This window comes from Burkholderia crassaminum (genome assembly GCF_964265005.1).
GTDB lineage: Bacteria > Pseudomonadota > Gammaproteobacteria > Burkholderiales > Burkholderiaceae > Burkholderia.
Genome location: NZ_OZ183799.1, coordinates 2,507,553 through 2,520,910 on the forward strand (window position 1 = coordinate 2,507,553; position 13,358 = coordinate 2,520,910).

Here is a 13,358-nt window from a genome sequence, read left to right on the forward strand (position 1 = left end):
CACCTGGCCAGCCGTGCCAGCACGTTACTTCTTGCGTTGCGGCGGCAGGTCCGTACAGACGCCTTCGTACAACTCGGCGGCCATGCCGACCGATTCGCCGAGCGTCGGGTGCGGATGGATCGTCTTGCCGATGTCTTCCGCGTCCGCGCCCATCTCGACGGCGAGGCACACTTCGCTGATCAGGTCGCCTGCGTTCAGGCCGACGATCGCGCCGCCGATCACGCGATGGGTTTCCTCGTCGAAGATCAGCTTCGTGAAGCCTTCGTCGCGGCCGTTTGCGATCGCGCGGCCCGATGCGGCCCACGGGAACACGGCCTTGCCGTACTTGATGCCTTCGGCCTTGCACTGGTCTTCCGTCTTGCCTGCCCACGCCACTTCCGGATCGGTGTACGCCACCGACGGGATCTGCAGTGCGTCGAAGTACGCCTTTTCGCCGTGCGCGGCTTCCGCTGCGACGTGGCCTTCATGCACGGCCTTGTGCGCGAGCATCGGCTGGCCGACGACGTCGCCGATCGCGAAGATGTGCGGGACGTTCGTGCGCATCTGCTTGTCGACGTCGATGAAGCCGCGATCCGTGACCGCGACGCCGGCCTTGTCGGCACCGATCTTCTTGCCGTTCGGGCTGCGACCCACCGCGACGAGCACGAGGTCGTAGCGCTGCGCTTCCGCCGGCGCCTTCTCGCCCTCGAACTTCACGTAGATGCCGTCTTCCTTCGCTTCCGCGCCGACCGTCTTGGTCTTCAGCATCACGTTGCCGAAGCGCTTCGCGTTGTACTTTTCCCAGACCTTCACGAGATCGCGATCCGCGCCCATCATCAGGCCGTCCATCATTTCGACGACGTCGATCTCGGCGCCGAGCGTCGAGTACACCGTTGCCATTTCGAGGCCGATGATGCCGCCGCCGATCACGAGCATGCGCTTGGGCAACTGGCGCAGTTCGAGTGCGCCGGTCGAATCGACGACGCGCGGGTCTTCCGGCATGAACGGCAGCTTCACGGCCTGCGAGCCCGCAGCGATGATCGCCTGCTTGAACTTGACGACCTTCTTGCCGTTTTCGCCCTGCACTTCCATGTGGAACGGATCGACGAATGCGCCGACGCCGGTGACCACTTCGACCTTGCGTGCCTTGGCCATGCCGGCGAGGCCCGTCGTCAGCTTCTTGACGACACCGCCCTTGAAGTCGCGCAGCTTGTCGAGATCGACTTCCGGCTTGCCGAACGTGATGCCGTGCGACGCGAGCGCCGCGGCTTCTTCGACGACGAGCGACGTATGCAGCAGTGCTTTCGACGGGATGCAGCCCACGTTCAGGCACACGCCACCGAGCGTCGAGTAGCGTTCGACGAGCACCGTCTTCATGCCGAGGTCGGCAGCGCGGAACGCGGCCGAGTAGCCGCCGGGGCCGGCGCCGAGCACGAGCATGTCGCATTCGATGTCGGCGGCGCCTGCGTAGCTGCCGGCTTGCGGCGCGGGTGCCGGAGTGGCTGCGGCCGGTGCCGGCGCAGCTGCTGCGGGCTTCGGCGCTTCGGGAGCTTTCGCGGGCGCAGCCGCGCCAGCCGCTGCTTCGACGATGGCGATGACGGTGCCTTGCGAGACTTTCTCGCCGGCTTTGACTTTGATTTCCTTGACGGTGCCGGCGACGTCGCTGGGCACTTCCATGGAGGCTTTGTCCGATTCGAGCGTGATGAGCGTCTGCTCTTTTTCGATCACGTCGCCCGGTTGTACGTTGACTTCGATGACATCGACGCCGCTGAAATCGCCGATATCCGGAACCTTGACTTCGATGAGACTCATTACTGTCCCCTTCTTGATTGACTGCAGACAGAGAGGGAGAAACCCGCGGAAGAACCCGCTACGGCCTGGCAAAAGAACGCGACGCTGGGCAGAACCACCTTTGCCGTCCGCCCAAGGACGCGCCTTTCTTTTGGTTACTTTTCTTTGGAAGACAAAGAAAAGTGACCGCCGCCCCGCGCAGGGGCGACGCTAATAGACCGTTAGCAAAACAGGTTCAACGACGAGGCGCGGATCACCGACAAAAAACCCACGCCCCCGCGAGCCACTCCCCGCTCATCAAAGAATGATGCGACGGAAATCCGCGAGCAACGCGCCGAGATACGCATTGAACCGCGCGGCTTCCGCGCCATCGATCACGCGATGGTCATACGACAGCGACAGCGGCAGCGTCAGACGCGGCACGAATTGCTTGCCGTCCCACACCGGCTTCATCTGGCCGCGCGACAACCCGAGGATCGCCACTTCCGGCGCGTTGATGATCGGCGTGAAGTTCGTGCCGCCGATCCCGCCGAGCGACGAGATCGAGAAGCAACCGCCCTGCATCTGGTCCGGCTTCAGCTTGCCGTCGCGTGCGGCCTTCGACAGCTCGGCCATTTCCTTCGCGATATCGACGAGGCCCTTCTTGTCCGCATCGCGGATCACCGGCACGACGAGGCCATTCGGCGTGTCCGCGGCAAAACCGACGTGGTAGTACTGCTTGAACACCAGGTTGTCGCCGTCGAGGCTCGCGTTGAAGGTCGGGAACTTCTTCAGCGCGGCGACGACCGCCTTGATCACGAATGCGAGCATCGTGAACTTCACGCCCGCCTTTTCGTGCTCCTTGTTCAACTGCACGCGCAGCGCCTCGAGCTCGGTGATGTCCGCTTCGTCGTTGTTCGTGACGTGCGGGATCATCACCCAGTTGCGATGCAGGTTCGCGCCCGAGATCTTCTTGATACGCGACAGCGGCTTCGCCTCGAACGGGCCGAACTTCGAGAAGTCGACCTTCGGCCACGGCAGCAGGTTCAGCTCGCCGCCGCCTGCCGGCGCGGCTGCCGCGACCGGTGCCGCGCGCTGGCCCGTCATCACGCCCTTCACGAAGCCCGTGACGTCTTCCTTCGTAATGCGGCCCTTCGGACCCGAGCCCTGCACGCGTGCGACTTCGACGCCGAGTTCGCGCGCGAACTTGCGCACCGACGGCGACGCGTGGCTGGCGCGGTATTCGCCCGACGGCGCTGCGGCCGGAGCCGGCGCAGCGGCAGCCGGTGCCGGCGCGGCCTTCGCGGGTGCCGGGGCAGGCGCTGCAGCGGCCGGAGCCGGCGCGCTCGCCTGCGGCGCGGCAGCCGCTGCACCTGCGGCTTCGAGCAGCACGATCAGCGTGCCTTCCGACACCGAATCGCCCACCTTCACCTTGATTTCCTTCACGACGCCGGCGGCCGGGCTCGGCACGTCCATCGTCGCCTTGTCCGACTCGAGCGTGACGAGCGACTGTTCCTTCTCGACCGTGTCGCCGACCTTCACGCCGATCTCGATGACCGGAACGTCCTTGTAGTCGCCGATGTCGGGCACCTTCACTTCGAGCGTGCCGCCGGCTGCTGCCGGTGCGGCAGCCGGTGCCGCCGCGGCCGGCGCGGGCGCTGCCGCCGGAGCCGGTGCTGCGGCCGGCGCAGCCGCGCCATTGGCCTGCGCCGCGGCGCCGCCTTCGAGCAGGATGATCAGCGAGCCTTCCGACACGGAATCGCCCACCTTGACCTTGATTTCCTTCACGACACCGCCTACCGGGCTCGGGACGTCCATCGTCGCCTTGTCGGACTCGAGCGTGACGAGCGACTGCTCGGGCTCGACCGTGTCGCCGACCTTCACGCCGATCTCGATCACCGGCACGTCCTTGTAATCGCCGATATCCGGCACCTTCACTTCGATCGCTTGACTCATCTGTTTCTGTCTCCATGGCCACGCGCGCTCCTCGCGGGAGCGGCGCGCGGCATCACACGGCGTGTGCGTTAAACGGTCATCGGGTTGGGCTTCGACGGATCGAGGTTGTACTTGGCGATCGCGTCCGCGACCACCTTGCGCTCGATCGTGCCCTCGTCGGCCAGCGCGTTGAGCGCGGCGACGGTGACCCAGTGACGGTCGACTTCGAAGAAGTGACGCAGCTTCTCGCGGGTATCCGAGCGGCCGAAACCGTCGGTGCCCAGCACGACGAAGCGGCGATCGATCTGGCCGCGGATCTGGTCGACCAGCGCACGGACGTAGTCGGTCGACGCGATGACCGGGCCCTGCGTGTCCTTCAGGCACTTCTGCACGTGCGACAGACGACGCTCTTCGGTCGGATGGAGCAGGTTCCAGCGCTCGACCTGATGGCCTTCGCGCGCCAACTCGGTGAAGCTCGGCACGCTCCACAGGTCGGCAGCGACGCCCCAGTCGTTCTTCAGCAGTTCGGCGGCAGCGATCACTTCGTTGAAGATCGTGCCCGCGCCGAGCAGCTGGACGCGCGGCGCCTTCTTGTCGGCGTCGGCCTTCTTGAACGCGTACATGCCCTTGATGATGTCGGCCGCCACGTGCTCGCCCTGCGGAATCGCCGGGTGCTCGTAGTTCTCGTTCATCACCGTGACGTAGTAGTACACGTCTTCCTGGTCTTGCACCATGCGGCGCAGGCCATCCTGGATGATCACCGCGAGTTCATAGCCGAACGTCGGGTCGTAGCTCACGCAGTTCGGCACCGATGCCGCCCACAGGAGCGAGTGGCCGTCTTCGTGCTGCAGACCTTCGCCGTTCAGCGTCGTGCGGCCCGCGGTACCGCCGAGCAGGAAGCCGCGCGAACGCATGTCGCCTGCGGCCCATGCGAGATCGCCGATCCGCTGGAAGCCGAACATCGAATAGAAGATGTAGAACGGCACCATGATCTCGCCGTGCGTCGAGTACGACGTCGCCGCCGCGATCCAGTCGCACATGCCGCCCGCTTCGTTGATGCCTTCCTGCAGGATCTGGCCGGTTTCCGATTCCTTGTAGAACATCAGCTGGTCGGAATCTTCCGGCACGTACTTCTGGCCCTGCTGGTTCCAGATACCGATCTGGCGGAACAGGCCTTCCATGCCGAACGTACGCGATTCGTCCGGGACGATCGGCACGACGCGCTTGCCGAGCGCCTTGTCCTTCAGCAGGATGTTCAGGATCCGCACGAACGCCATCGTCGTCGAGATCTCGCGCCCTTCGCCCGTGCCCTTCAGCAGCGGCTCGAATGCATCGAGCGCCGGCACCGGCAGCGACGTCGCCTTCTCGCGGCGGTGCGGCAGGTAGCCGCCGAGGTCCATGCGCTGCTTGCGCATGTATTCGAGTTCCTTCGAGCCTTCCTCGAACTTGAGATACGGCACGTCGGCGATCTGTTCGTCGGTGATCGGCAGGCGGAACTGGTCGCGGAACTTCTTCAGTTGCTCGACCGGCAGCTTCTTCTGCTGGTGCGTGATGTTCATCGCCTGACCCGACTCGCCCATCCCGTAGCCCTTGATGGTCTTCGCGAGGATGACGGTCGGCGCGCCCTTCGTGTTGCTGGCTTCGTGGAACGCTGCGTAGATCTTGTGCGGATCATGGCCGCCGCGGTTCAGCGCCCAGATGTCGTCGTCCGACCAGTCGGCGACGAGCGCCTTCAGTTCAGGCGTGTTGAAGAAGTGCTCGCGCACGAACGCGCCCGACTCCGACTTGTACGTCTGGTATTCGCCGTCGACGACATCCATCATGCGGCGCATCAGCGCGCCCGACTTGTCGCGCGCGAACAGCGCATCCCAGCGGCTGCCCCAGATGACCTTGATCACGTTCCAGCCGGCGCCGCGGAACTCCGATTCGAGTTCCTGGATGATCTTGCCGTTGCCGCGCACCGGGCCGTCGAGACGCTGCAGGTTGCAGTTGATCACGAACACGAGGTTGTCGAGCTTCTCGCGGCTCGCCATCCCGATCGCGCCGAGCGATTCCGGTTCATCCGTCTCGCCGTCGCCGAGGAATGCCCACACCTTGCGGCCTTCCGTCTTCGTGATGCCGCGCGCCTCCAGGTACTTCATGAAGCGCGCCTGGTAGATCGCCATGATCGGGCCGAGGCCCATCGACACGGTCGGAAACTGCCAGAAGTCCGGCATCAGCCACGGGTGCGGGTACGACGAAATACCGTTGCCGTCGACTTCCTGGCGGAAGTTGTCGAGCTGCTCTTCCTTCAGGCGGCCGAGCAGGAACGCGCGCGAGTAGACGCCCGGCGACGAGTGGCCCTGCACGAACACGAGATCGCCGCCGTGCTGCTCCGACGCTGCGTGCCAGAAGTGGTTGTAGCCGACGTCATAGAGCGTCGCGGCCGACGCGAACGATGCGATGTGGCCGCCGACGTTCGTGTCCTTGCCTGCACGCAGCACCATCGCCAGCGCGTTCCAGCGCGTGTACGAACGGATGCGGTGCTCGAGGTCCTGGTCGCCCGGGATCTTCGCCTGGGCGCCGACCGGGATCGTGTTGATGTACGGGGTATTGGCGGAGAACGGCAGGTGTTCGCCGTGCATGCGGGCGAACTCGATCTGCTTTTCGATCAGGTAATGCGCGCGGCCGGTGCCCACGGAGGAGATCACGCCATCGAGCGACTCCAGCCACTCGACGGTTTCTTGCGGGTCGTCGTCACGTTCGGCGGCGACATATTTCATCACTTCGTTCGGTACAGCGGACATTCTCGTCTCCTGGGTCCTGGAATGTGAGGATCGCTCTCGTGCAGACGACGCGACGCGACCGGCTGCGGGCAAGCTCCAGCGGATTGTAATGAGCGTGCGCGGGCCTGCGCAACAAAATTTTCGAATTGTGAGATCTTTTCTCGCAATACGAAATATTGCTGCGCTGCACCCATATTTCGGGGCTCTCCGGCACGCCGCGGCGGAACAAATCCGTTTCCGTTCAACATATCCGGTATAGGTTTTCCATGTATTGCGCTGCGCTACAATCCTGCCATGTTGACCGATCGGCTTTTCGCACGCTCGGCGCGACCGTCGGGCCCGCCGGCGGAGTCGCAGCCGTCCCGTTGGCACCACGGACCGTGGTGGTCCAATTCCTATTTGCTGACGCCCCTGCTGTCGATCCTGGTGTTCCTGGTGGTGATGAGCCTCATTCTGTGGAGCCTCAATCGCCGCGAACAGCAGCAGCAGGAAGACACCCTCTTCCGTAACGTCGCGTGGGCCCAGCAGCAGATCCGCCTGTCGATGACGGGCGCGCAGGAACAGCTTCAGGCGCTGTCGCGCGATCTCGCGTCCGGCCGCCTCGACCAGAACGCGTTCCAGATGGCCGTCGCTGACGTGATGCAAACGCATCCGGAAATCCTCTACCTGAACTGGTACACGTCGCCCGGCGTGCAGCGCTGGCCGACCGTGCATCCGCCGCTGCTCGGCCAGCGGCTCGCGAAGCCCGGCGAAGCGCAGATGCAGGACGCCGTGCGCGGCGCCTACGACGAAGCGCGCGGCACGCGCCGCCAGGCCTATTCGCCGCTGATCTACGACGACTTCGGCAACGGCTTCATCACGCTGCAGACGCCCGTGATGCGCGGCGACCGCGAGTACCTCGGCTCGATCGCCGCGGTGTTCTCGGTCGAAGGCATCCTGAAGCACGACATCCCGCAGGAACTGTCGTCGAAGTACAAGATCTCGATCACCGACGCGAACAACCGCGAGCTGTCGTCCACGTCGACGCGCCCGCGCCTGCCGCGCGACTCGCATTACGACCTGCCGCTCGATCCGCCCGGCCAGGGGCTGACCGTGCGCGTGTACGCGTTCCCGCAGCTCACCAACCTGACCAACAACACGCTCGTGTGGCTCGTGGCGGGCCTGTCGTGCTTCGTGCTGTGGAGCCTCTGGAGCCTGTGGAAGCACACGCGCCAGCGCTTCGAGGCGCAGCAGGCGCTGTACGCCGAAGCGTTCTTCCGCCGCGCGATGGAAAACTCGGTACTGATCGGCATGCGCGTGCTCGATATGCACGGCCGCATCACGCACGTGAACCCCGCGTTCTGCCGGATGACGGGCTGGGACGAAACCGACCTCGTCGGCAAGGTCGCGCCGTTCCCGTACTGGCCGCGCGACGCTTACCCGGAAATGCAGCGCCAGCTCGACATGACGCTGCGCGGCAAGGCACCGAGCTCGGGCTTCGAGCTGCGCGTGCGGCGCAAGAACGGCACGCTGTTCCATGCGCGCCTGTATGTGTCGCCGCTGATCGACAGCTCCGGCCGCCAGACCGGCTGGATGTCGTCGATGACCGACATCACCGAGCCGAAGCGCGCGCGCGAGGAACTCGCGGCCGCGCACGAGCGCTTCACGACGGTGCTCGAAAGCCTCGATGCCGCGGTGTCGGTGCTGGCCGCCGACGAGGCCGAGCTGCTGTTCGCGAACCGCTACTACCGCCACCTGTTTGGCATCCGCCCGGACGGCCATCTCGAACTGTCGGGCGGCGGCTTCGACCGCGCACAGGCATCGTCCGACTCGATCGACATGGTCGATGCGTTCGCGGGCCTGCCGGCCGCCGCGCTGACGAGCAGCACGGCGGACGCGCAGGAGGTGTACGTCGAGAGCATCCAGAAATGGTTCGAAGTGCGCCGCCAGTACATCCAGTGGGTGGACGGCCACCTCGCGCAGATGCAGATCGCGACCGACATCACGACCCGCAAGAAGGCGCAGGAACTCGCGCACCAGCAGGAAGAGAAGCTGCAGTTCACGAGCCGATTGATGACGATGGGTGAAATGGCGTCGTCGATTGCTCACGAATTGAACCAGCCGCTCGCCGCGATCAACAACTACTGCTCGGGCACGCTCGCACTCGTCAAGAGCGGCCGCGGCACGCCGGAGACGCTGCAGCCCGCGCTGGAAAAGACCGCGCAGCAGGCGCTGCGCGCGGGGATGATCGTCAAGCGGATCCGCGAATTCGTGAAGCGCAGCGAGCCGAAGCGCCAGCCGGCGCGGGTTGCGGACATCGTCGCCGACGCGGTCGGGCTCGCCGAAATCGAGGCCAGGAAGCGCAGGATCCGGATCGTCACGGAAATCCTCGCAAGAATGCCTATTATTTATGTCGACCCCGTGCTGATCGAGCAGGTGCTGATGAACCTGATGAAGAACGCGGCCGAGGCGATGGCCGACGTGAAGCCGGCGTCGGCGGACGGCGTGATCCGCGTCGTCGCCGACATCGATGCGGGATTCGTCGACATCCGCGTGATCGACCAGGGCCCGGGCGTCGACGAAGCGACCGCCGAGCGCCTGTTCGAACCGTTTTACAGCACCAAGTCCGATGGCATGGGCATGGGGCTGAACATCTGCCGTTCGATCATCGAATCGCATCGGGGGCGTCTGTGGGTGGTCAATAACGTCGAGCCGGATGGCCGCATTTCCGGCGCGACGTTCCACTGCAGCCTGCCCATTGGGGAACCCGCTGATCTCGGCCGAGGGGGGCGCGAGGCATCGGCATCACACACCGTTACGGGAGAACTATGAATAGCCCTGTCACCACCACTCAGGAAACCGTCTTCGTCGTCGACGACGACGAGGCCGTACGGGACTCGCTGCGCTGGCTGCTGGAGGCGAACGGCTATCGCGTGCAATGCTTCTCGAGCGCCGAGCAATTCCTCGATGCGTATCAGCCGGCGCAGCAGGCCGGCCAGATCGCATGTCTGATCCTCGATGTGCGGATGTCGGGCATGAGCGGTCTCGAACTGCAGGAACGCCTGATCGCCGACAATGCCGCGCTGCCGATCATCTTCGTCACGGGTCACGGCGACGTGCCGATGGCTGTCTCGACGATGAAAAAGGGTGCGATGGACTTTATCGAGAAACCGTTCGACGAAGCCGAGCTGCGCAAGCTCGTCGAGCGGATGCTCGACAAGGCCCGAAGCGAAAGCAAGAGCGTCCAGGAACAACGTGCCGCGAGCGAACGCCTGTCGAAGCTGACCGCGCGCGAGCAACAGGTGCTCGAACGGATCATCGCAGGCCGCCTGAACAAGCAGATCGCCGACGATCTCGGCATCAGCATCAAGACGGTCGAAGCGCACCGCGCGAACATCATGGAAAAGCTCAACGTCAACACGGTGGCCGACCTGCTGCGCCTCGCGCTGTCGAAGAAGCAGGCCTGAGCGCGTGCCGGCCGCGGCGGCACTGCCCGCCCGGTCGCGGGGCGCTTCCGCCCATGACGTAACGGCCTGTTCCGGCCGCCCCGCGCGATGCGGCCCACTCGCGCGGCGGCGGCCTTTCCTTTCCTCCCGGCGTGCGAGCGCCGCGGCCGTGACGCTTCCCGCTCATTCGCTGTCGGACGACAGCAAGCGACCGGTATAATTGCGTGCTTTGCTGCGGCGCTTCGTGCGTCGCACGCCCGCATTCCAACTTCCCGGCAGGACCACCACCATGACAGCCCTCCTCATCGACGGCAACGCCCTTTCGAAGACTCTGCGCGCACAGGCCGCCGAACGCGCCGCCGCCCTGACCGCACGTGGCCACCAGCCCGGTCTCGCGGTGATCCTCGTCGGCGCCAACCCGGCGAGCGAAGTCTACGTGCGCAACAAGATCAAGGCGTGCGAGGACAACGGTTTCTTCTCGCTGAAGGATGCGTACCCGGCCACGCTGTCGGAAGCCGACCTGCTCGCACGCATCGACGAGCTGAACCGCGACCCGAAGATCCACGGCATCCTCGTCCAGCTGCCGCTGCCCGCGCACATCGACAGCCACAAGGTGATCGAGGCAATCGCGCCGGAGAAGGACGTCGACGGCTTCCACATCGCGAACGCCGGCGCGCTGATGACCGGCAAGCCGCTGTTCCGCCCGTGCACGCCGTACGGCGTGATGAAGATGTTCGAGGCACACGACATCCCGCTGCAGGGCGTGAACGCGGTCGTGATCGGCCGCTCGAACATCGTCGGCAAGCCGATGGCGATGATGCTGCTCGACGCCGGCGCGACCGTGACGATCTGCCACAGCAAGACCCGCGACCTCGCCGCGCACACGCGGCAGGCCGACGTCGTGGTCGCCGCGGTCGGCAAGCGCAACATCCTGACCGCCGACATGGTGAAACCCGGCGCGACGGTGATCGACGTCGGCATGAACCGCGACGATGCGGGCAAGCTGTGCGGCGACGTCGACTTCGCGGGCGTGAAGGAAGTGGCCGGCCACATCACGCCGGTGCCGGGCGGCGTCGGCCCGATGACCATCACGATGCTGCTGATCAACACGATCGAAGCGGCCGAGCGCGCCGCCGACGCAACCGCCTGACCCCCTGCCCGTTCAGCCGGCACGCGGTTCCGCGTGCCGGTGCCTCGCCGGCCGCATCGCGCCGGCCGCGCCTCCCGACGCCCCGCATTCGACCCCGCGTCAATCGCCTCGTTAGAAACTAACGATTGGAAAGCGCGCGATGCGCCCCAATAATGTCGATATCGGGCGCCGCGTTGCTTTGCGCGCCTTACCCTTTTCACTCCGGTTCATCCGGCAACAGACAGGGAGTCTTATGTCCGCCAGCGCCAACACCAACCCGCTTCTCGACTTCTCGGGCCTGCCCCGCTTCGGCGAGATCCGCCCGGAACACGTGACGCCCGCGCTCGACACGCTGCTCGATGCCGCCAACCGCGCGGTCGAAACGGCAAGCGCCGCTGCGACGCCGGCAACCTGGGCAGAAATCGTCGAGACGGTCGAGCACGCGACGGAGCCGCTCGGTCGCGCCTGGGGCATCGTCGGCCATCTGAACGCGGTCGCCGATACGCCCGAACTGCGGGCCGCCTACGGCGAGAACCTGCCGCGCGTGACCGAATTCTGGTCGAGCGTCGGCCAGAACCTCGCGCTGTACGAGAAGTACAAGGCGATCGCCGCGAGCGCCGAATACGCAACGCTGTCCACCGAACGCAAGAAGATCCTCGACAACGCACTGCGCGATTTCCGCCTGTCGGGCGCCGAGCTGCCCGAGGACCAGAAGCCGCGCTTCGCCGAACTGCAGGAACAGCAGGCCGCACTGTCGAAGGCATTCTCCGATCACGTGCTCGACGCGACCAACGCGTACGCGTACTTCGTGCAGGACGACGCCGAACTGGCCGGCCTGCCCGGCGACGCGATCGAGGCCGCCCGTGAAGCCGCGCAAAAGGACGGCAAGGACGGCTGGAAATTCACGCTGCACTTCCCGTCGTACTTCCCGGTGCTGCAATATGCCGACAACCGCGCGCTGCGCGAGACGCTCTACCGCGCCTATGCGACGCGCGCGTCGGAACTCGGGCCGCAGTACGGCGACGGCAAGGTCGAATGGGACAACACGGCGATCGTCGCCGATGCGCTGAAGCTGCGCCGCGAAGAGGCGCAGATGCTCGGCTACCGCAACTTCGCCGAAGTGTCGCTCGCGCCGAAGATGGCCGAATCGCCGCAGCAGGTGATCGCGTTCCTCGAGGATCTCGCGACGCGCGCGCGCCCGCATGCGGACAAGGACTGGGACGAACTGCGCACGTTCGCCGCGAAGGAACTCGGCCTCGCCGAACTCGCGCCGTGGGACGTCGCGTACGCGGCGGAGAAGCTGCGCCAGCAACGCTACGCGTTCTCGGAAAACGAGGTCAAGCAGTACTTCCCGGAGCCGGCCGCGCTGAAGGGCCTGTTCACCGTCACCGAGGCGCTGTTCGGCGTGCAGATCAAGCCGGACGATGCGCCGGTGTGGCACAAGGACGTGCGTTTCTTCCGCGTCGAGAACCGCGACGGCTCGCTCGTCGCGCAGTTCTATCTCGACCTGTACGCGCGCGAAGGCAAGCGCGGCGGCGCGTGGATGGACGACGCGCGTTCGCGCGCGAAGCGCGGCAACAGCGTGCAAACGCCCGTCGCCTATCTCACCTGCAACTTCTCGGCGCCGATCGGCGGCAAGCCCGCGTGCTTCACGCACGACGAAGTCATCACGCTGTTCCATGAATTCGGCCACGGGCTGCACCACATGCTCACGCGCGTCGACGAGCTCGGCGTGTCGGGCATCAACGGCGTCGAATGGGATGCCGTCGAGCTGCCGTCGCAGTTCATGGAAAACTTCTGCTGGGAATGGGACGTGCTGTCGTCGATGTCGTCGCACGTCGACACGGGCGCCGCGCTGCCGCGCGAGCTGTTCGACAAGATGATCGCCGCGAAGAACTTCCAGAGCGGGCTCGGCACGCTGCGCCAGATCGTGTTCTCGATGTTCGACATGCTGCTGCACGTCGACTTCGACCCGGCGGGCGCCACCGGCGTGACCGCATTCGCGCGCGAGATCAACGAACGCTATCACGTGATCCCGCAAGCCGCGTTCTCGCGCTGGCCGAACACGTTCAGCCACATCTTCGCGGGCGGCTACGCGGCCGGCTACTACAGCTACAAGTGGGCCGAGGTGCTGTCGGCCGATGCGTACGCGGCGTTCGAGGAAGCGGCTGCCGCGAGCGGCAGCGTGCTCGACGCGGCAACCGGTACGCGCTATCGCCGTGAAATCCTCGAGGTCGGCGGCAGCCGCCCGGCGATGGACTCGTTCAAGGCGTTCCGCGGCCGCGAGCCGCAGATCGATGCGCTGCTGCGCCACAACGGGATGGCCGCGCCCGCGCATTGAGCGCGCGCTGTCCG

7 protein-coding genes are annotated in these 13,358 nt (G+C 65.6%); 4 read left to right on the forward strand and 3 right to left on the reverse strand.

The window, feature by feature from the left end; translation table 11 throughout:
* Positions 1-24: 24 nt before the first annotated feature.
* The 3 genes from lpdA to aceE all read right to left on the reverse strand — a co-directional run bounded on the left by lpdA (position 25) and on the right by aceE (position 6,470).
* Positions 25-1,791, reverse strand: coding sequence for a dihydrolipoyl dehydrogenase (lpdA, locus tag ACPTTF_RS11595; RefSeq protein WP_423371237.1), 1,767 nt, complete (start codon positions 1,789-1,791; stop codon positions 25-27).
* 276 nt (positions 1,792-2,067) lie between these two features.
* The gene (gene aceF / locus ACPTTF_RS11600; RefSeq protein WP_423371238.1) at positions 2,068-3,705 is read right to left on the reverse strand and encodes a dihydrolipoyllysine-residue acetyltransferase; all 1,638 of its coding nucleotides are present in this window, start codon (positions 3,703-3,705) and stop codon (positions 2,068-2,070) included.
* A gap of 68 nt (positions 3,706-3,773) precedes the next feature.
* The gene (gene aceE / locus ACPTTF_RS11605; RefSeq protein ID WP_423371239.1) at positions 3,774-6,470 is read right to left on the reverse strand and encodes a pyruvate dehydrogenase (acetyl-transferring), homodimeric type; all 2,697 of its coding nucleotides are present in this window, start codon (positions 6,468-6,470) and stop codon (positions 3,774-3,776) included.
* A gap of 273 nt (positions 6,471-6,743) precedes the next feature.
* Here aceE and fixL point away from each other — a divergent pair, with 273 nt between their 5' ends.
* The 4 genes from fixL (at position 6,744) to ACPTTF_RS11625 (ending at position 13,344) form a co-directional block, all read left to right on the forward strand.
* A complete protein-coding gene (fixL, locus tag ACPTTF_RS11610; RefSeq protein ID WP_166960304.1) occupies positions 6,744-9,260 on the forward strand; it encodes an oxygen sensor histidine kinase FixL in 2,517 nt (838 codons plus the stop codon).
* The gene (fixJ, locus tag ACPTTF_RS11615) at positions 9,257-9,895 is read left to right on the forward strand and encodes an oxygen response regulator transcription factor FixJ (protein ID WP_006493245.1); all 639 of its coding nucleotides are present in this window, start codon (positions 9,257-9,259) and stop codon (positions 9,893-9,895) included. Before fixL ends, fixJ begins: the two co-directional genes overlap by 4 nt.
* A gap of 268 nt (positions 9,896-10,163) precedes the next feature.
* Positions 10,164-11,024: a bifunctional methylenetetrahydrofolate dehydrogenase/methenyltetrahydrofolate cyclohydrolase FolD gene (gene folD, locus ACPTTF_RS11620; protein WP_423371240.1), complete on the forward strand. Its 861-nt coding sequence runs from the start codon at positions 10,164-10,166 to the stop codon at positions 11,022-11,024.
* A gap of 232 nt (positions 11,025-11,256) precedes the next feature.
* Complete coding sequence (locus ACPTTF_RS11625; RefSeq protein ID WP_423371241.1) at positions 11,257-13,344, forward strand: M3 family metallopeptidase; 2,088 nt, start codon at positions 11,257-11,259, stop codon at positions 13,342-13,344.
* The last annotated feature ends 14 nt before the right edge of the window (positions 13,345-13,358 follow it).